The following is a 19794-nucleotide window of genomic DNA, read 5'->3' as shown; positions in this document are numbered from 1 at the left end:
TTAGAAGTGACTCTAAATAAATAAAATAAATAATGGGCGTATTGTAGCGGATTTAGCATCAGGGTGCAGAATTAGCGTATAAAAAAACACGCTCCGTTATTTCAACGAAGCGTGTTTTTGGGCTTTTAAATTGCGATTATCCTGCTTAATTAGCGCGACTAATAACCATCACTCCATCTCAATAGTAGCGTTCTATTTGCTCAGCCAAGAAGTCGCCAGCTACTTCATTGACGATTATACAATCAACTACGTCAAAACGACTGTCTGTGTTCGGGTCAGTGCTACCTTTGGCGACATAGTTTGCCTCATAGACGTCTTTTCCATACTCAACACCGCTATATTCATAAGCAGGCTGATCATCGTATTCGAAAAACATGACTTGCGCGGCTTGTTGCTGATTGCCTATGCCCACTCCGAACTGAGAAGTTCTATGATCTCTATCAGCACTAAAGCGGGTTTTGGCCACTTCAATCCACCTCTCTATGGAGGCGTATCCAGTCTTGTTTTTATCATTAAAAGCCAAAAACGAACGCTCACTGGTTACCACAGGGATATAACAAACTGACCCTTCAGGAAAAGCAACATTGGTCGGAATTTCAGAATAATTATTTAAGTCGGTAATAATACCGTATCTATTGTTCACGTTTGTACTAGCAACATAGCTGTTCGCACGCAAACCCGATAAGTTGAGCGTCTTATAAGTGGTTTTGTATTCTAGCTGGTTATTGGTGTTTTTTTCATAGATGGGGCGTTTGACCGTCCGATTATTAACCTCGATGTCTTTATTTTCAAGTCGACCCTCGAAATCATCTGCCAGTACGGTTCTGTCTAAATCATTCAGGCTTTGATTGCTATAACTGTTGATGAGATTGGTTGTTTTGATCTCGCGCGCACCAGTACGATACGTCTCGTCAATTCGCGCAATTGCCGTAGCATTGGCTTTGCTATCATAACTATTAGCAAAGCTTGTCAATGTAATCTTGCTACTAGCTGTCCCATAAGCGCCGTCTTCTTCCTCGCACCCTATCAAAGCGAGCGTCGTCAAAAAACAAACACTAGGTATCGCAATCCATCTATTCATCAAACAATGTCCTTATGATTCAGATTTCTATTATCCGTACTGATAACGTATATATGGCTCATTACCGCTATTGTACCTCTTTGACAACTGTACGATAAGATTGTAAATCTAAAAACGAATAAAACTGAGCCCGAAATCTCATTTACAAACTAGCAGTATATATTTACTCTCTATGCACTGAGCTGCGTGAGCGATTTGTTATGCTAGGTTTCATATTAAGATTTACCACTTAAATATAAACATAAAAACTCACAACAAAGGATGTGTCATGAAATCTTTATACTCTACCAAATCTACTGTTACTGGCGGCCGCATGGGTACAGCAACCTTAAGCGATAGTGACCTTGAAATCAATATGGTACCACCAGGCTCCGGAAAAGAAGGTAATAATCCAGAACAACTTTTTGCTATGGGCTACAGCGCCTGCTTTGATAGTGCACTTGGTGCAGTCAAACAGATGGAAAAGGCAAAATTTGACTCGACTACTTCAATAGAAGTAGATTTACTACAAGGCGAAGGCCACGAATATAAGCTTGCAGCCAAAATTCATGTCATTGGTGAAAATACAGACTTGTCAGCGGATGAGTTTCAACAGTTAGTTGAAAAAGCGCATCAAGTATGCCCATATTCTAAAGCCACACGTGGTAATATCGATGTTGAAGTCTCTTCAGAAGTAAAATAACGTATTATGAGATCCATTATCAACTAATAATGAAAAATATATTAATTATAAAAGAACCCAGTTAGTCTGGGTTCTTTTTTTGTTTGAAATCTTGGTGAAAAAGATTATCGTTACAACATCTCGTAACGGTTAAGCAGTTCGGCACGCGCTGATTTTATCGTTATAATAAGCGTATATATTTTTATCTAATAGCTGATAAGTGACTTTTATGACTGATGACATAGCTGACAATACCACCGATAACGACCACAACTCTCACCAAGCGCTTGACCCCAAAGCACTACCGAACTTCGATACCATGCCTAATGTGGCGCTGATGGATACCAGTCATGTAGACAAAGATCAGCCACCTTTTATTTTGGTTGATGGCTCCTATTATCTGTTCCGCACTTATCACGCCTTGCCAAAAATCATGCAAAACTCGCAGGGTCTAATCACCAATGCGATACGCGGTACACTCAACGCACTACTAAAGCTGATGCGTCGCTATCATCCTACTCACATGGCTGTTTGCTTCGATACCAAATCACCGACGTTTCGCCATCATATGTCTGCTGATTACAAGGCAGCTCGTCCACCCATCGATATCGAGCTAGTAGAGCAAATTCCTTATATTCATCGTTTGGTCACTGCCTTAGGTATTCCCCTATTGCGGATCGAGGGTGCAGAAGCCGATGATATCATCGGTACACTTGCCCATCGCGCTGTCGAGCAAGGCCATCATGTGGTCATCTCAACGGGTGATAAAGACATGATGCAGTTGGTCAACGACTGCGTAATACTAGAAGACAGCTTTACAGGTAAAGTGACGGATACACCAGCGGTAATCGATAAATTCGGTATTAACCCAAACCAAATGATCGATTTCTTAACGCTAATGGGTGATGCCTCTGACGGTATCAAAGGCGTACCTGGTATCGGTAAAAAGACCGCTAAAGACCTACTCGTTGAGTATGGTGATATCGAAAACATGCTCAAGCACATTGGCTTTATCAAAGGTCGCGGGGCGAAAGGTCTGATCGAACACGTCGACGATATTCCTTTTAATAGGAAGCTAGCCACCATCGTCACCAACTTAGCCATCGGTCAAGATTGGAATGATCTAAAAATCAATACCGACCCTTGTGCGCATATAGATGAATTGCGCGACTTATATAATGAGCTTGAGTTTAGAAATGAGCTGGCATCGCTCGATCATCCAAATCACCCTGCCAATGGCTCTAAAAGTGTTGCTGATAGCCAAGCCAATACTGAGTCACAGGCACAGGTAGCAAAATCGCTCCAATCGACCAATACTGACAACATCAAAGACAGTACTAACCATGATAAAGCGTGGCACACTGTACTCGATGAGCCAGCGTTTGATAGCTTGGTCGAATTGTTAGAAGCTGCTCCGCATTTTGTCATTGATACCGAAACCACTAGCGTTCATTGGCGTGATGCACAAATCGTCGGTTTATCTTTCGCATTGCAAGCACACGAAGCCTATTACATTCCGCTTACGCATAGCCTAGAAGGTGATGAGCTAATAGCCAAGCAGCTTGATCGCGATACAGTATTAGCTCGCTTAAAACCTGTCTTAGAAAATCCTAATATCGGTAAAATCGGTCAGCATCTAAAGTATGATGCGCACATCCTCGCTCACTATGATATTGATCTAGTTGGCGCCATACATGAGCAGCCAAATAACTGGGCAATGGACACCATGCTTGCCAGCTATGTCATCAATGCGGCAGCTACTCGTCACGGTATGGATGATTTGGCACGTCATTATTTGCAAACGCAAACCATCAGCTTTGAAGACGTAGCAGGTAAAGGCGCTAAGCAAGTTACTTTTGACCAAGTGGCCATCGATATCGCGAGCGACTATGCTTGTGAAGATGCTGATATCACCTATCAATTATTTGACGTGTTCAGCGTTGAGCTGGCTAACGATGCTAATAATGCCAAATTGCTACATGAGCTAGAAATTCCAACGGCAGAGATACTTTGCCAAATGGAAGCGCATGGCATTTTGATTAAACGCTCCTTCTTAAACGAGCTATCAAAACGCTTTGATGAAGAAATTATCGCTCTAGAAAAACGCGCCTATGAAGTGGCCGGCGAAGAGTTTAACTTAGGCTCTCCTAAGCAGCTCGGTGAGATGCTATTTGAAAAGCTAGGCGTGGCTGGTGGCAAAAAAACCAAGTCTGGTCAATACTCGACTGGTGAGGCTGTACTATCAAAAATCGATCATCCATTGGTCGATATTACGCTAGAGTATCGCGGGCTGTCTAAGCTCAAAAGCACTTATACTGATGCACTCGATAATGTCGCAGATAGCGAAACCGATCGCGTACATACTAGCTACCATCAGGCATTGACGAGCACTGGGCGTTTGTCATCGACAGATCCTAACTTACAAAATATCCCCATTCGTACTGCGACTGGTCGTCTCATTCGTCAAGCCTTTATCGCCCCAGAAGGTCGCGTTATTTTGGCTGCGGATTATTCACAAATTGAACTTCGTTTAATGGCGCATTTCTCAGGTGATAAAAACCTAACCCATGCCTTTAACGAAGGATTAGATATTCACGCGGCTACCGCTGCCGAAGTGCTTGGCAAAGATGTCGCAGACGTTACCTCGACCGAGCGACGTAATGCTAAAGCCATTAACTTTGGTCTGTTATACGGTATGAGTGCCTTTGGACTTGCCAAGCAGCTACAGATGAGTCGCGGCGAAGCACAAGACTATATTGATATGTACTTTGAGCGCTATCCAGGCGTCAAAAACTATATGATCAATACTCGTGCAAGCGCCTATGAGCAAGGTTATGTCGAGACGATATTGGGCCGTAAGCTCTATACGCCTGATATCAATCACAGCAATCGTATGGTCAAGCAAGGTGCTGAGCGCGCGGCGATTAACGCGCCACTACAAGGCTCTGCTGCTGATCTAATCAAACTTGCTATGATCGCCGTTGATAAAGTGCTGCCAAAAGAGCAAGCCAAAATGCTGCTACAGGTTCACGATGAACTGGTGTTTGAAGTAGATGCCGATAAAGTAGACGAAGTTAGCCAGCTGATTACTGATGCTATGCAAGATGTATTGACGACTACAGCAGTAGAAAAAGGTTGGAATGTCGACTTTGCAGTGCCTTTATTAGTCGAGACTGATAGTGGTCAAAACTGGGATGAGGCGCACTAGACATTAACTGTCACTAACTGCCATTTTATCAAGCGTGTAAGGCACGATTATTTATATATTTTGCAGATATGAGAGTTTTTGATAACTGATACTACAATGAGTCATTATATATTGTTTATATTAACAATCACTTATGACCAGTTAGTTATATTTCATAACAGTAATATCTAGGTACGGGGTTTATAATAGGTCATCTGTTAAACACTAACTATTCAATATTTTTGCTTTAAAGTGAGCCTTTGGGCTCACTTTTTTGTTTTTAACACATTCTTTTTGATACGCAGGAGCCAGTTATTTTGAGTTCAGATGGCATCATTGAAGTCCCTGGCATTATACTTTTGATAATATGCCTATTGCGCAGTTCACAATATGTTATGAAAAGTCATGTCAAACAAATTAAGGCTTTTTGGCTAGCAGCCGTACTTATATTTGTCTCTGTCATTCGTCGAGAGTTGAACTATCTACCAGACTTACTGGTTCCAAGCGATTTTTTGATGCTTGGTCAGTCTTATGACTGGTGGGAAGACAGCTTCCTTACCGTTATTTATCTTGTCGCGCTTGGTTTGCTAGTCTATTCGAGGCATTACCTATGGGCAATGCTAAAAAACGTGCCAGTTTCGCTCTATCTTAGCGTTACTGTACTGGCTATCATTCAATACATGGGTGAGAACGCTATTATGTTCCCGCATACATTTGGTGAAATTGTCGAAGAGCTGGCTGAGACTGCCATTTATGGTATTGCATTGACCTATTTATGGCGATTTAAACTGGCTGACTATGAGTCATGTCTGGTACAGAAGTTAAATTATAAGTTCGACCACGCCAATAATTAAAACTATAAGTTTGATTTCTTATGTAGCGACTTTGCTATCGTACAAAGACTTAGCATAAACTTCATAAACAATTACGGCTGCTCATTTTGAGTAGCCGTTTTGCGTTCTAGTCATTGTCTTACATTTTTTGAACATCCTGTCACACCTTACTACTAGTGAAAAGTTGAATAAGCGTACAAACTGAGAAGCATATTATCTACATCGCAACGAGCGATGCTTTAACAAGCCAGCGCGATATTTTTACTTCTAATGATGGCGACATCTAATAACTACAATAAGGAATTATTCATGGAAAACTCAAAAAACCCACTACCAGAAGAGATGGATCATATTGACGGTAATCGTCGTGACAATAATGACAACGTCGATAATTTAGATAACTTAGATAACAATAATCAGGATGAACAAGACAACCAATTGGTTGATTTGGACAATCCTATGCTGCATACCATTGATAACGATGATGTGATTGATAATAGTGCGGGATTTAACAACTCAGAAGTCGGTAGTGATGCGACACAAGGGCTAACACCTGCGCATCGTCAAAATATCGATGAGTCACGTGTCGATGAGATTTTGGTTCAGGATAACCTTGATGACAGCGATTATCCAGATGCGATGGATATTGTTGATAGAGAAGCGGCTGAACGTAGCAACGATGATGACTTTTAGAACTTAACATAACTGTTAATACAGTTTTTAGTCATAAAAAAGCACGCTTAACTATATTAAGCGTGCTTTTTCTTATTTTACTATTTAACTTACTGAAACAGCGACTTTCGATTATCTAAACCCAGCCATCTAATGTACCAGCCCAACCTTTTACTAGAGGCAAGCTCAACGCTTCAAGCAATTCAATATGTGTTTCATCAAGGTTTAGTGCAGGCATATAATGATACTCTTGCCCGCCAGCATTAAGGAAGTTGTCACGGTTTTCAATGGCTAACTCTTCTAGTGTCTCTAGACAGTCTGCTGAAAACGCCGGACTGATTACCTGTACCGAGCGCACACCTGACTTACCCCAATCTTCCAACACCACATCGGTATATGGCTTAACCCACTCTTGCTTACCAAAGCGAGACTGGAAACTGATAATCCATTCGTCATCGTCCAGGCCAAGCTCATGTGCCACTTGCGCAGCCGTACATTTACAACGTTTAGGATACGGATCACCTTTATCAGCATAAGGCTGCGGGATACCATGAAAACTAAACATTAACTTTTCAGGCTTGCCATGCTTCTCTTGAAAACGGCGAATAGAGTTGGCCAAAGCTTGAATATATAGCGGATGGGCAAAGTAGTCTTTGACAATCGTATAGTTTGGCAAGTTGCGTTGCTTGAGCGTCCACTTCGTCAGCGCATCATATACGGCACCGCCTGAAGAAGCCGAATACTGCGGAAACAACGGTAGAATGACAAAGTGATCAACCCCTTCACCGCGTAGCGCATCCATGACGTCAGGCAAACCAGGATTACCATAGCTCATCGCAGGATGCACAGAGACACGAAATGGCGCCACACTATCAGCCAAACGTGGTTCCAATAGCTCAACTTGGCTTTTTAGTATCTTACGAATCGGTGAGTCACCTTCCCAGATACTCGCGTAAGCCTTTGCTACGCGTTTAGGACGACTTGGTAAGACAAATAGATTCAGAATAATAGCCCATAGAAATTTGGGAATCTCAATCACTCGTGGGTCTGACAAAAACTGTTTGAGGTAGCGACGTACGGCAGGGGCCGTTGGCTCATCTGGGGTACCAAGATTCACTAACAAAACGGCAATACGTGGGGGCAATTTAGGTTTCATAGCAGCACTTTATTAGCAGTAAGTTATTAAGGGTGAGGTCAAAATAATAAGAGACGATACTGTTAAGACACAGTTGAATAGACACCTCATTAGTGTAGCATTTTATCTATTAATGACGCGGGCTAAAAGCGCACCTATACAATTTGATACGCAGTTGCTATTTATTAACTCTTGATTACCTGATGCTGGCGGCTTACTCGTTATTCATTTCTAGCGCACCTTCTATAAAAACTATGATCGATGCGCTCGAAAGGCGCGCTCGATGGTTGTACTCCAACGCGCATCACCATACAATAGGCAGGCCCAGTTTATAAAAACCGTGTAGGTAAAATAGCCTGTTAGCAACGTGCCATTTTGCTTTTATTTTATTGATGATTGTAGTCTTGCGAGGTAGCTTTGAACGCACGCTCTGATAATACCAGTGACCAGCATCCTAATTCACAACCTCACTCTAATAGCTCAGCCAATACCAACAGTGATTTAGGGTCTGTAGGTATCGTTACGCCCCAAAATTTTCATTTTGCTGAGCCCTTAACGTTAGAATGCAACCGTACCCTACCCTCGTTTGACTTGATGGTAGAGACTTACGGTACGCTCAATAGCGATAAATCAAATGCAATTCTGATTTGCCACGCGTTATCGGGCAATCATCATGCAGCCGGCCTCCATAGTGCTGATGACAAAAAAGCAGGCTGGTGGGACAATATGATTGGCCCTAATAAAGCGATTGATACCAATCAGTTCTATGTGGTGTGCGTTAATAATATCGGCAGCTGTTTTGGTTCAACAGGGCCTACCACTATTAATCCAGATAGCGTTGGCTCGGATAGTGTTAGTTCGGACAGCCTTGATTCAGATAGCAGCCATGAGCCACAAGTGTATGGCCCTGATTTTCCGCTGATCACCATCAAAGACTGGGTAAAAACTCAAGCAATGCTTTCAGATCGTTTAGGCATCGACGTTTGGCACGCTATTGTCGGCGGCTCAATGGGTGGTATGCAAGCGCTACAATGGTCTGTTGACTATCCAGAGCGATTGAAGCGCTGTGTGGTTATCGCCAGTACGCCAAAGCTATCTGCTCAAAATATCGCCTTTAACGAAGTAGCGCGCCAATCTATATTATCCGATCCTGACTTTAAAGATGGTCGCTATATACAAGAAGGCACTTATCCTCGTCGCGGACTGATATTGGCGCGTATGGTTGGACATATTACCTATTTAACTGATGACGCGATGAAAGCCAAATTTGGCCGTGATTTAAAATCAGGTAAATTCATGTATGGCTACGATGTTGAATTTCAGGTCGAAAGCTACCTACGCTATCAAGGCGAGCGCTTTAGTGAAAACTTCGATGCCAATACTTATCTGCTTATGACCAAGGCCTTAGATTACTTTGATCCGACGCGCGACTATCCAATACGCGACCACCCATCAACCGTAGCAAAAGCCTCTCCAGAGTCGGCAGTGCAAATAGAAGACTCAATCGCGGCGTCAGTCGAATCTAGCAAAGCCAATGCACAGAGTGAATTAGAAGATGCGGTCACGACGATTGAAGATATTGAGTCTGATCGTCAGCAAGAGCTTTCTGCGCTCAAAGCGGCCTTTGCCCATACACAATGCCAGTATCTGGTCGTGTCATTTACCACTGATTGGCGTTTTGCACCTGAGCGCTCGCAAGAGATTGTCGATGCACTGATGGCCACTGGTAAACCAGTCAGCTATATCAATATTGACGCGCCGCACGGACATGACTCATTCTTGTTTGATATTCCTCGCTACATGGGTGCGGTCAAAGGATTTTTGACTGCGCCATTTATTACCCCTAGCCGCTCAGCCACAGGAGAACGCTCATGAGAATGGATCACCAACTGGCAGAGCGCTGGATTGCGCCGCAAGCACATGTACTGGACTTAGGTTGTGGCAATGGCGAGCTACTTGCCCACTTACAGCACAAACTAGGCGTAACAGGTTATGGATTAGAGATTGATGAAGACAAAATTAATGAGGCAATTGGCAATGGCTTATCAATTGTCGAACAGGATCTCAACGATGGTCTAGCGCGCTTTGCTGATAACAGCTTTGACACGGTCGTCATGGCACGTGCCCTACAAGCAGTAAAAGCACCTGACGAGTTGTTGCTTGATATGCTGAGAGTTGCCCGTGAAGCAGTCATTACCTTCCCTAACTTTGCGCATTGGCAAAACCGTATTCATTTAGGGCTAAAAGGTATGATGCCTGTTTCTGAAGCGCTGCCTTACGAATGGTATAACACGCCAAACATTCACCTATGTACCTTTAAAGATTTTGAACTATTATGTGCGCAGCATGATATTCATATTATTAATCGTTTTGCGGTTAGTGATTCTGAAAAAGGTCATACACCTTTGATGAAGGCGTTAATAAGACAAGCGCCTAACTTATTAGCAGACGTCGCTATCTACCGAGTGACCAAGAAATAACCGATAAATTCTCAGCTGTCTTTATGTTTTATAGAATACTAAACAGTGCTGTAAGTACTGATATTAACCTTAATAGATTGTTAACTTAATATAATTTTTTAGTAACTGTCTGATTTTGTTAAGGACAATCAGGTACAAACGTCTATTAGACCTTGTAATTAGTATTTGAGTTTCGTAAGTTTGGGTGTTAAGCTAGCAAAATATTGTCAGCCACCCCACTATTACGACCGTTTGTCTAATCAGTTAGGGTGAAATCTCTGATTTAGAGATGACAACCCCCTTTTGCTAATGATTAGGTAAGTTCATATCGCAAGATTCCACCTAATTGTTATCGCCGTCTGACTGTCTTTAGCGAGACAATGTTTAGCGGTACAATTTTTTTTTGCTTATTAACTGCCTAATTTTGGAGCTGCTATGAAATTATTAAAAGCTGCGTTGTTTACTGCATTATTTTCTTGTGCTGGTTTAGCCAATGCTGAGTTAATATCAAACGTACCGCTTGATACCTCACGTTTTGAGCTTATGCCTGTGAGCGAGTTGTCTAGTCGTGCCGCCCAAGGTAACGATCACGCTCAGTTCTATCTGGCCAAGCGTTTGCAAAAAGGTGAAGGTATTGCGCAAAATACCCAACAAGCAATCCAGTGGTATACCAAAGCCGCTCAGCAAGGCGTTGCTCCTGCTCAGTTGAATCTTGCCATCATGTATTTGCGTGGCGAAGGTGTACAGCCTAACCTACAACAAGCCCGTGGCTGGTTAGAAAAAGCCGCCATGCGTGGTGATAACCGTGCCAGCTATACGCTTGCATTGTTAGATGAAAAGCAAAAGAATTTGGTCGATGCTTATAAATGGTATGACTTGGCCGCCCGTGATGGCATGCTAGATGAAAAAGTCCGCAACAAAGCTCGCGGCAAAATTGGTCAGTTGGCATTGAACTTATCAAGCTCAGACATTGCTAGTGCCCGTAGCAAAGCGGATACTTGGTTCCAGAGTAAGTAAACTCTAACTTTCGTACTACTAATTGAATATAAAAAAAGCTCAGTATTTTACTGGGCTTTTTTGTTTTTTATAGCAGCAAGCCAAACTATTCAAACTATTCAAACTATTCAAACTATTCAAACTATTCAAACTATTCAAACTATTCAAAACCCTAGCAAAATTTGCTACACTACGCGCGCATTAATCAATTCCACAATTGAGATAATGTTATATACCTATCTATTTTTTTATTACCAACGCACTAGGTTTGCGACCTAGCCAGCAGGAGAAAGACATGAGCACCTCTCAAGATAGTGATATCAAAGAAACCGTGATAACTGACAACAATTCAGCCCCTGTATACGATAGTGTAACTAATAATATCGTCGTTGCCGCGCTATATAAGTTCACCCGCTTTGCTGATTTTGAGCACTTCCGTGAGCCCATTTTAGATACCATGCTAAGCAATGACGTCAAAGGCACGCTGCTCATTGCTGCAGAAGGCATTAATGGGACGATTTCTGGCACACGCCAAGGTATTGACACTGTCCTCGACTACTTGCGCAGTATTGAAGCGATTGGCACCTTTACTTTCAAAGAATCTTATACCAATGAGCAGCCGTTCTATCGCACCAAAGTGAAGCTTAAAAAAGAAATCGTCACCATGGGTGTCGAAAATATTGACCCATTGGAATCCGTTGGTCGCTATGTCAAACCTAGTGAGTGGAACGCGTTAATCTCAGATCCTGAAGTCACCTTGATCGACACGCGTAACGACTATGAAGTGCAAATTGGTACTTTCCAAAACGCGGTCAATCCGAACACTGAAACGTTCCGCGAGTTTCCAGAATACGTTTCAAAAGAGCTTGATCCAACCAAGCATAAAAAAGTGGCAATGTTCTGTACAGGTGGTATTCGCTGTGAGAAGTCGACTGCCTATTTACGCGAGCAAGGGTTTGAAGAGGTCTATCACCTAGAAGGTGGTATCCTAAAATACCTTGAAGAAGTCCCTGCCAGTGACTCTATGTGGCAAGGCGATTGCTTTGTTTTTGACAACCGTGTGTCAGTAAACCATAACTTAGAAAAAGGCAGCTACGAGCAGTGTTTTGCTTGCCGTATGCCGATCACTGTCGATGAGATGCAAAGCCCTGCCTATATCAAAGGCGAGTCATGCCCACACTGTATCGACAAAGCGACTGATGAACAAAAAGCCCGCTTCCGTGAGCGTGAGCACCAAATGCAATTGGCAAAACAACGCGGCGAAGCTCATATTGGTAGTGACGTGATGGATGTCATAGAAAAACGTAAAGCCGCTAAGACGGAAGCCCGCCACAGTGCGGAAGAAAATCAAGCAAAATCTAAAACGTAATTCTAAAGTGACAAACTGAAAAAGGTAGGTTGCCTGATGCGGAACCTGCCTTTTTTATGATTATTTAAACGGTAAACCCTATCACTTGCATGTCTTTTTCGTCAGCAAATTCAAACAATTTTTGCACGTCTTTAAATAACTCGAGCAGCGCCTCATCATCGGCATAGCCCATATCTGCGATAACGTCATCCAAGTCGGTCTCTTTGAAATCTGAGAAAATCTGCGCTACGACATCGTTATCGTAAAGCACACCTTCATATTCTTCATACAGCTCAGTATCTTGATTTGCCAAAAATAAAACGTTAGATATAGGATACTCGCCGCTACCCAAAACATCCATTACCTCTAAAGTATAAAACTCAAAGGAAGCTTGAATGACATTTTCATATTGATTGTCATTGTTGGCGCGCATTTCGTGCAAATCAATCTCACCACTGATGATACTTTCTAATTGCGCGTTTGAGACAGTGCAAAAACCCAAAGCTATTGACATGATAAGTTCCTATAAAATCGAGAAGCGATTATTTAACCAACAATTGAAAGCTAATAGTAGCGTACGTCTATATAAAAGCCCAGTTATAGAACAAAAAAAAAGAGGCTAATTAGCCTCTTTTTTTATGAATAAGTGATCACTATGACTTAAAACAAAATACGTACGCGGATAGTCTCTTCCACATCTTTTAATTGGTCTAGTGCAGCTGTTGAATCATTGTAATCGACATCCATCACTAGATAACCAACATCACCTTCTGTCATCAGGCTCTGCGCTAGGATGTTGATGCCAGCTTCAGCAAATAAGCGGTTAATCTGAGAAAGTACGCCTGGCACGTTTTTGTGAATGTGTAGTAGACGATGCGAGTTTTCTTTGAACGGGATAGAAACTTCTGGGAAGTTCACCGCAGTCGCTGTATCACCTTGGTCAGAGTATCTAACAAACTTATCTGCTACTTCCAGTCCGATATTGGCCTGTGCTTCTTGTGTTGAACCACCGATATGCGGCGTCAAAATCACATTATCAAACTTACGTAGTGGTGACTCAAACTCTTCGTCAGCTGATTTTGGCTCTTTTGGGAACACATCGATAGCCGCGCCTAAGATTTTACCAGACTCAAGCGCATCTGCCAGATCATCAATCTCAACACACGTACCGCGAGCCGCATTGATAAAGTAGCTGCCTTCTTTCATCTGAGCGAACTGCTCAGCTTTCATCATATAGCGAGTGCTTGGCACATCAGGTACATGCAATGTCACGATGTCAGCCGTTGATAATAGCTCTTCTAGGCTACCAACTTGTACCGCATTGCCTAGTGGCAATTTGGTCACAGCATCATGATAGATGACTTTCATACCGAAGCTCTCTGCCAAGACAGACAGCTGCGAACCGATAGAACCATAACCGACGATACCGATAGTCTTGCCACGCACTTCGTGTGAGTTGGTCGCAGACTTGCCCCAGCCGCCGCGATGTACGGTTGCATTCTTTTCGGGAATACCGCGGTACAGCATAATAGCCTCGGCCAATACTAGCTCAGCTACCGAACGAGTGTTCGAGAATGGCGCGTTAAAGACAGGGATACCAAGATCACGAGCGGCGTCTAGATCTACTTGGTTGGTACCAATACAAAAGCAACCAATACCGATAAGCTTGTGTGCGTGCTCAAGTACTTCACGCGTCAACTGAGTGCGCGAACGAATACCGATAAAGTGAGCATCTTTGATCTTTTCGATCAGCTCGTCTTGATCTAAGGCGTGACTGATATTCTCGATGTTGTGGTAACCAGCTCCTTCCAATACTTTTAGGGCATTGTCATGTAGACCTTCAAGCAATAAAAACCGGATTTTGTCTTTTTGTAGTGATAACGCCATATGAGAACTGTCCTATAATTGTTTTATAAGATTACCTGTTGGATAATCTATGATGGAGGAAACGAAAACAGTCCCGATATCTTACACAAAATTTGAGGTCGATGTTAGCAGATTAGATGAATTATTGGTTATCAAGCCTGAAAAATTTTTATGCTATAGTGAATTATTCTGTTTGAAACCGTTCGAATCAATTATTTATTACTTACCTCTTCTTATAGGTAAAAATTATCACCCCCTTATTACTTCTACGAGCTGACTCATCACTGAATTTATAGTTATTTCACTATATAATAAGCAGCCCCAGCATCGTGCTTACGCCAATATTGAGATTTGACCATGACGCCAACTACCGCTCAAAACACATCCGAAACCAATGCCGTGCAAACCATCTTGAGCACGCTCACTGATACCCATGATTTCGACCCGACCCAAATCAAAACTGATGCTGAGAGCTTAGAGCATTGGGGTAAAGACTGGACCAAACACTTTGCTCCTGCTGCTGCTGCCATCGTCTTTCCAAAGACTACTGAACAAGTACAGACTATCGTACTTCTTGCCAATGAGCATGACGTCGTTCTAACCCCAAGCGGTGGTCGTACAGGCCTGTCTGCTGGTGCCGTCGCAGCCAACGGCGAAATCGTGGTTAGCATGGATAAAATGAACCAAATTGGACAGTTCTATCCTGCCGATCGAATAGTTGAAGTCGAAGCCGGTGTCGTCACCCAACAGTTACAAGAATTCGCTGAAACAAAAGACCTATACTACCCTGTCGACTTTGCCTCAGCAGGCTCTAGTCAAATCGGTGGCAATATCGGAACCAATGCTGGCGGTATCAAAGTCATTCGCTATGGCATGACTCGTCAATGGATTATGGGTCTGACTGTTGTCACTGGTAAAGGTGAGATCTTGCATCTCAACCGCGGCATGGTAAAGAACGCTACTGGTTATGACTTGCGCCAATTGTTCATCGGTAGTGAAGGCACGCTTGGCCTCGTCACTCATGCACAAATCAAACTTGAACGTCAGCCACAAGATTTAAACGTCATGGTGCTTGGCATGGACAGCTTTAACGATGTGATGAACGTACTCTCTGCTTTTCAGGCACAGATTGATTTAACAGCGTTTGAGTTCTTTGACGATGTGGCGATTGATAAGCTGATGGCACATGGTCAAGTACAAGAGCCGTTTGAATCACGTACCAAGTTTTATACATTGCTAGAGTTTGAAGCACCTTATGAGCCAATCATGGACAAAGCCATGGCCATATTTGAGCATTGTATGGAGCAAGGTTGGGTGGTTGATGGTGTCATGAGCCAAAACCTCACGCAAGCGGCCGAGCTATGGAAGCTGCGCGAGTATATCTCAGAGACTATCTCAGTATTTACCCCTTATAAAAACGATGTATCGGTGCTGATAAGCCACGTACCGACCTTTATCGAAGAGATTGATCACATTGTCAGCAGTAACTATCCTGACTTTGAAGTCTGTTGGTTCGGTCATATCGGTGATGGCAATTTGCATCTCAATATCTTAAAACCTGAGAATATGAGCAAAGATGATTTCTTTGCTGAGTGTCAGGTCGTCAATAAATATGTGTTTGAGACGGTACAGAAATATGGTGGTTCAGTGTCTGCTGAGCATGGGGTTGGTATGACGAAGAAGCCGTATCTGCACTATAGCCGTAGTGAAACTGAGATTGAGTACCTAAAGGAAGTCAAAAAAGTATTCGATCCAAATAACATTATGAACCGTGGTAAGATTTTTGATATGTGATGAGCATGCTAAACGCTTAACCTAAATAGAAAGACGCTAACCCGAGAGGCTAGCGTCTTTTTTATGGCTTTATAATTCGCAAAAACTACAATCTATAAATATAACAGTATCAATGCGACGACCAGTAATATGCTCAAAAACCCTTGAATAATCAGAAATGCCTGATGCGGTGCCGCGATATGACGCACCATATTACCCAATGCATTATAAGTAATACCTGCCGCCTTAATATGGGGTGGACTATTAAAAGTTTTGATAATTTGCAAAAACTGTTCGGTCCGATCAGACGACCAGCCGTGCGGCGCAAATGGTAAAAATGGGGATAATTGTACGGCCTGTTTTTTGGTCGCGGGGGACCATAACCAACGCTCCAAAAACAGCAAGCGCATACGCCAGTCGGCAAAGCTGCGATGATTGATAACTTGTAATAGCAACACTTCTACATTTTTATGACGACTATCGACGAAGATACGCTCTTGCAGATTAAATACGTCTGACTTTTTACCTTCAATACATTGCAGAAAATGACCATTGCCGTAGCATAGCGTGCCTGTGATGTTATGCTGCTGATTGTAGTTACGTGCGTGGCCTTCTACTTCATCAAAAATAGAGGTGCTCAAACGCGAGCCAAGAGTCAGCGTACTGACATAAACCAACTGAACCAAAGCGGAGTCATCTATGTCATCCCACTTCATGATTCTATTGGTATGATTTAAAGGCATAATAAAATAATCCTAAGAAGCCGATGAGATACGGCTAAACGAAACAAGCAACACAATACTATGCCTGAGTTGAACCAAAAAATTGACTCACAAAAACGTAGCAAATATTTACTACATGAGACTGTTATTACCGTTACAGCTTGCTATGATAACAAGCAAAACAAAAGGTGCTGATAAATATTATTTAGATTCTATATTGAGATAATAAATAGCAAGACAGTCGCAGGTACAATGATAATGCAGAGTTAGGCGCTTATCGGTGCTCACAAACCTAATAGATATAAAGCGATATAGAATGCGGCAGTCGCTATCCTTTAACCCTCTACGTTAGTCAAAAACAGTACTAAATATAATGGGTAAAACGGTCTAAGATATCAACATAACCTATTGTAAATACGGCAATAAATTATTGTAACGACAATATCTTCCTATTGGAATGTTTTTATTAATTTTTTGCACAAAAATCGGCACACCAATGTGCTATGACCCCATTATTTAATCACACTACATTCAATAGCTATTTAAAACAGGAAACTTATGAGTAAGATGGAAAAACTAGATGACTTTCACCTCACGATTGCTGAGATTAAGAAAAAAGATTATCCACAATTAAAAGCATTGATGGATCGTGTCTATGTAAACTTAGGTGGCGCATGGTCAAAGACAACCATTCATACTTTGATTGATGCTTTCCCGGAAGGTCAGATCGCTTTGTTTGATCATGATCAGCTGATTGGTATCGTGCTCTCTATGCGCGTTGACTATGCCAAGTTTTCAAACCCGCATACCTATGATGATTTGATTGGGCAAAAAGAAATCATTAGAGACAATCCAGAAGGTGATGCCATTTATGGTTTAGATGCACTCATCGACCCTGATTATCGCGGCTACCGTCTCGGTCGTCGTCTTTATGATGCACGCAAGGAGTTATGCCGACAGTTGAACTTCCGCGCTATCTTAGCTGGCGGGCGTATACCTAACTATCATAATCACAAGGATCTGACTCCAGGCGAATATATTGATGCCGTTGAAAGCCGTGAAATTCACGATTCAGCTTTGTCGTTCCAGCTGTCTAATGGCTTTATCGTTAAACGTATTTTGACCGCTTATCTGCCAGATGATAAGCAATCAAAGGGCTTTGCTACCTTGCTTGAGTGGGCAAATATCTACTACGAGCCTAAAGACTATAAGCCTAATACTCGCAAGTCTGAGGTTCGTATTGGTGGTATCCAGTGGCAGATGCGTGAAGTCGAATCACCTGAAGAATTACTGCAACAGGTTGAGTTCTTTGTCGACATCATGGCTGACTACAACTCAGACTTTGCTTGTTTACCTGAGTTTTTCAATGCGCCATTGATGGGTTTATGCGAAGAAACCGATCAAAATATTGCCATTCGATTTTTGGCGGGTTATACCGAGTGGTTCAAAAATGAAATCTCGCATTTAGCCGTCAGTTATAACGTCAACGTCATTACCGGTTCGATGCCGTTACTGGACGAAGACGATACCTTATACAACGTCAGCTATCTGTGCCGCCGTGATGGTACGGTTGAAGAGCAACGCAAGATTCATATTACTCCGCATGAGCGCAGCGCTTGGGTAATCGAAGGTGGCGATGAAGTCAAAGTATTCGACACGGATGCGGGTCGTATCGGCATCTTGGTCTGCTACGATGTTGAGTTCCCTGAGCTTGCACGTCTGATGGCACTTGATGACATGGATATCTTGTTCGTGCCCTTCTGGACTGACACCAAAAACGGCTATCTACGTGTCCGCCACTGCGCGCAAGCCCGTGCTATCGAAAACGAATGCTATGTGATGATTTGTGGTTCAGTCGGTAACTTACCGCAAGTTGAGAGTTTAGATATTCAGTACGCTCAGTCGTCGATTTTTTCACCGTCAGACTTTGCGTTCCCGCATGATGCGATTATGGCAGAGACCACTGCCAACACGGAGATGGTGTTCTTCTCTGATGTAAACTTGGACAAGCTGACTCACGTTCGTCATGAAGGCTCAGTACATAACTTAATCGATCGCCGTGATGATTTGTTCAGCTTAAAGTGGAAGCGCAAAGCCAAAGTTCCAGCGAGCAAGTTAAGTGATGAGCAGCGCCGCGAAAATTCAGGCAGCGTACTGATTGGTGATCCATTACAAAACCGAGCACAAAAGCCGTAGTTAATTGTAGTTAGTTATGGTCGGTTGACGTAGTACACTTATAGTAGACTTTATAAATAATACGGCTGATTTTCAGCCGTTTATTTTTATCTACTGTCTACTCTTTGTGCAATGATCATATAGGCAATCACGATAAGATAAGCAGTAACGATAAGCCATTATTTGAAAATAACTGAAAACAATATACAAACTAAAAAGCAGATGTCATGACAACTGATACTGAGCAAACAGAAGTAAAGCCAAAGAAGCGAAAGATCATTTCGATACTTAAAACGATAATGTTATATGGTCTCATGTTTGTCGTGATCTATAGCGTGGTCAATTGGTGGCGACAGCCTATCATGCCTGCCAACCCTCAGTTACAACTGACCGATTATCAAGGGCAAACTATCGACTTGGCAGCGATGAGTCATGAGCGGCCTACGCTGGTATACTTTTGGGGTACGTGGTGTTCAGTCTGCAGCTTTACCTCACCCACCATTAATAAGTTAGCAGCAGATAATTATCCCGTGGTCACTGTTGCCGTACAGTCAGGCTCAAATCAAGAGCTACGCAGCTACCTAGATCAACATCGGTTTGATTTCACCACCATAAATGATCAACAAGGCAATATCTTTGCAGATTGGCAAGGACAAGTCACACCATCCTATGTGGTATTAGAGAATGGTAAGATGACACAAGGACTAACAGGGATTCAGCCATTATGGTCATTGAAACTGCGCTTGTGGTTAGCATCTGTTTTTTAGCACTTGAGTCGTACTTTATGTTTCAATAAATCATTATGTAAGGAGATTATAGCTACGTCCGTGCTGAGGATATACAACACAGATAAACAATTGATATTGGACAAAATTGGGCTGACCTC

At 42.6% G+C, this 19794-nt stretch carries 16 protein-coding genes; 11 read left to right on the top strand and 5 right to left on the bottom strand.

Features of this window, described 5'->3' with window-relative positions:
• Positions 1-178 precede the first annotated feature (178 nt).
• Positions 179-1081, bottom strand: a complete 903-nt coding sequence (locus tag CXF62_RS12595; protein WP_102094626.1) for a hypothetical protein — start codon at positions 1079-1081, stop codon at positions 179-181.
• Between the two features lie 268 nt (positions 1082-1349).
• On the opposite strand from CXF62_RS12595, the gene CXF62_RS12590 reads away from it, so the two are divergent.
• From CXF62_RS12590 to CXF62_RS12575, 4 genes are all read left to right on the top strand, one after another.
• The gene (locus tag CXF62_RS12590) at positions 1350-1763 is read left to right on the top strand and encodes an organic hydroperoxide resistance protein (RefSeq protein ID WP_102094625.1); all 414 of its coding nucleotides are present in this window, start codon (positions 1350-1352) and stop codon (positions 1761-1763) included.
• A 208-nt stretch (positions 1764-1971) separates the two neighbouring features.
• Positions 1972-4950 (top strand): DNA polymerase I, encoded by a 2979-nt coding sequence (gene polA, locus CXF62_RS12585; RefSeq protein WP_102094624.1) that lies wholly within the window; start codon positions 1972-1974, stop codon positions 4948-4950.
• Between the two features lie 374 nt (positions 4951-5324).
• Complete coding sequence (locus CXF62_RS12580) at positions 5325-5783, top strand: hypothetical protein (protein ID WP_228153238.1); 459 nt, start codon at positions 5325-5327, stop codon at positions 5781-5783.
• Positions 5784-6071: 288 nt separating this feature from the next.
• Positions 6072-6455, top strand: a complete 384-nt coding sequence (locus CXF62_RS12575; RefSeq protein WP_102094622.1) for a hypothetical protein — start codon at positions 6072-6074, stop codon at positions 6453-6455.
• A 115-nt stretch (positions 6456-6570) separates the two neighbouring features.
• Here the strand turns inward: CXF62_RS12575 and hemH are convergent, their stop codons facing one another.
• The gene (hemH, locus tag CXF62_RS12570; RefSeq protein WP_102094621.1) at positions 6571-7590 is read right to left on the bottom strand and encodes a ferrochelatase; all 1020 of its coding nucleotides are present in this window, start codon (positions 7588-7590) and stop codon (positions 6571-6573) included.
• Positions 7591-8085: 495 nt separating this feature from the next.
• On the opposite strand from hemH, the gene metX reads away from it, so the two are divergent.
• From metX to CXF62_RS12550, 4 genes are all read left to right on the top strand, one after another.
• Positions 8086-9444, top strand: a complete 1359-nt coding sequence (gene metX / locus CXF62_RS12565) for a homoserine O-acetyltransferase MetX (protein ID WP_228153239.1) — start codon at positions 8086-8088, stop codon at positions 9442-9444.
• Complete coding sequence (metW, locus tag CXF62_RS12560; RefSeq protein WP_102094619.1) at positions 9441-10049, top strand: methionine biosynthesis protein MetW; 609 nt, start codon at positions 9441-9443, stop codon at positions 10047-10049. The genes metX and metW overlap by 4 nt, the downstream gene beginning before the upstream one ends.
• 414 nt (positions 10050-10463) lie before the next feature.
• Positions 10464-11045, top strand: a complete 582-nt coding sequence (locus CXF62_RS12555) for a tetratricopeptide repeat protein (RefSeq protein ID WP_102094618.1) — start codon at positions 10464-10466, stop codon at positions 11043-11045.
• A 274-nt stretch (positions 11046-11319) separates the two neighbouring features.
• Positions 11320-12393 carry an oxygen-dependent tRNA uridine(34) hydroxylase TrhO gene (locus tag CXF62_RS12550; protein WP_102094617.1) on the top strand — a complete coding sequence of 358 codons (1074 nt, stop codon included), beginning with the start codon at positions 11320-11322 and terminating at the stop codon, positions 12391-12393.
• Between the two features lie 64 nt (positions 12394-12457).
• Here the strand turns inward: CXF62_RS12550 and CXF62_RS12545 are convergent, their stop codons facing one another.
• Positions 12458-12886 carry a hypothetical protein gene (locus CXF62_RS12545; RefSeq protein ID WP_102094616.1) on the bottom strand — a complete coding sequence of 143 codons (429 nt, stop codon included), beginning with the start codon at positions 12884-12886 and terminating at the stop codon, positions 12458-12460.
• Between the two features lie 146 nt (positions 12887-13032).
• Positions 13033-14259: a phosphoglycerate dehydrogenase gene (gene serA, locus CXF62_RS12540; protein WP_057758460.1), complete on the bottom strand. Its 1227-nt coding sequence runs from the start codon at positions 14257-14259 to the stop codon at positions 13033-13035.
• A 336-nt stretch (positions 14260-14595) separates the two neighbouring features.
• On the opposite strand from serA, the gene CXF62_RS12535 reads away from it, so the two are divergent.
• Positions 14596-16032 (top strand): FAD-binding oxidoreductase, encoded by a 1437-nt coding sequence (locus tag CXF62_RS12535; protein ID WP_102094615.1) that lies wholly within the window; start codon positions 14596-14598, stop codon positions 16030-16032.
• Positions 16033-16124: 92 nt separating this feature from the next.
• On the opposite strand, the gene CXF62_RS12530 is transcribed toward CXF62_RS12535, so the two are convergent.
• A complete protein-coding gene (locus tag CXF62_RS12530) occupies positions 16125-16754 on the bottom strand; it encodes a BLUF domain-containing protein (protein ID WP_102094614.1) in 630 nt (209 codons plus the stop codon).
• Between the two features lie 537 nt (positions 16755-17291).
• Here CXF62_RS12530 and CXF62_RS12525 point away from each other — a divergent pair.
• Together CXF62_RS12525 and CXF62_RS12520 are read left to right on the top strand one after the other, a co-directional pair.
• A complete protein-coding gene (locus CXF62_RS12525; protein WP_102094613.1) occupies positions 17292-18929 on the top strand; it encodes a carbon-nitrogen hydrolase family protein in 1638 nt (545 codons plus the stop codon).
• A gap of 206 nt (positions 18930-19135) precedes the next feature.
• The gene (locus tag CXF62_RS12520) at positions 19136-19675 is read left to right on the top strand and encodes a protein disulfide oxidoreductase (protein ID WP_102094612.1); all 540 of its coding nucleotides are present in this window, start codon (positions 19136-19138) and stop codon (positions 19673-19675) included.
• Positions 19676-19794 lie beyond the last annotated feature (119 nt).

Origin of the sequence: Psychrobacter sp. MES7-P7E (genome assembly GCF_002863645.1) — a bacterium.
In the GTDB taxonomy this organism is placed as follows: Bacteria; Pseudomonadota; Gammaproteobacteria; order Pseudomonadales; family Moraxellaceae; genus Psychrobacter.
The sequence above is the reverse complement of the archived record's forward strand: the minus strand, read 5'-3'. Positions and strand labels throughout refer to the sequence as shown.

What these genes read in the sequence shown, in the direction of transcription:
- CXF62_RS12555 (WP_102094618.1), top strand. Translation starts at nt 10,464, where the DNA reads ATGAAATTATTAAAAGCTGCGTTGTTTACTGCATTATTTTCTTGTGCT.
- CXF62_RS12535 (WP_102094615.1), top strand. Translation starts at nt 14,596, where the DNA reads ATGACGCCAACTACCGCTCAAAACACATCCGAAACCAATGCCGTGCAA.
- CXF62_RS12580 (WP_228153238.1), top strand. Translation starts at nt 5,325, where the DNA reads ATGAAAAGTCATGTCAAACAAATTAAGGCTTTTTGGCTAGCAGCCGTA.
- CXF62_RS12550 (WP_102094617.1), top strand. Translation starts at nt 11,320, where the DNA reads ATGAGCACCTCTCAAGATAGTGATATCAAAGAAACCGTGATAACTGAC.
- CXF62_RS12595 (WP_102094626.1), bottom strand. Translation starts at nt 1,081, where the DNA reads ATGAATAGATGGATTGCGATACCTAGTGTTTGTTTTTTGACGACGCTC.
- metW (WP_102094619.1), top strand. Translation starts at nt 9,441, where the DNA reads ATGAGAATGGATCACCAACTGGCAGAGCGCTGGATTGCGCCGCAAGCA.
- polA (WP_102094624.1), top strand. Translation starts at nt 1,972, where the DNA reads ATGACTGATGACATAGCTGACAATACCACCGATAACGACCACAACTCT.
- CXF62_RS12530 (WP_102094614.1), bottom strand. Translation starts at nt 16,754, where the DNA reads ATGCCTTTAAATCATACCAATAGAATCATGAAGTGGGATGACATAGAT.
- CXF62_RS12520 (WP_102094612.1), top strand. Translation starts at nt 19,136, where the DNA reads ATGACAACTGATACTGAGCAAACAGAAGTAAAGCCAAAGAAGCGAAAG.
- CXF62_RS12590 (WP_102094625.1), top strand. Translation starts at nt 1,350, where the DNA reads ATGAAATCTTTATACTCTACCAAATCTACTGTTACTGGCGGCCGCATG.
- serA (WP_057758460.1), bottom strand. Translation starts at nt 14,259, where the DNA reads ATGGCGTTATCACTACAAAAAGACAAAATCCGGTTTTTATTGCTTGAA.
- CXF62_RS12525 (WP_102094613.1), top strand. Translation starts at nt 17,292, where the DNA reads ATGAGTAAGATGGAAAAACTAGATGACTTTCACCTCACGATTGCTGAG.
- CXF62_RS12545 (WP_102094616.1), bottom strand. Translation starts at nt 12,886, where the DNA reads ATGTCAATAGCTTTGGGTTTTTGCACTGTCTCAAACGCGCAATTAGAA.
- hemH (WP_102094621.1), bottom strand. Translation starts at nt 7,590, where the DNA reads ATGAAACCTAAATTGCCCCCACGTATTGCCGTTTTGTTAGTGAATCTT.
- CXF62_RS12575 (WP_102094622.1), top strand. Translation starts at nt 6,072, where the DNA reads ATGGAAAACTCAAAAAACCCACTACCAGAAGAGATGGATCATATTGAC.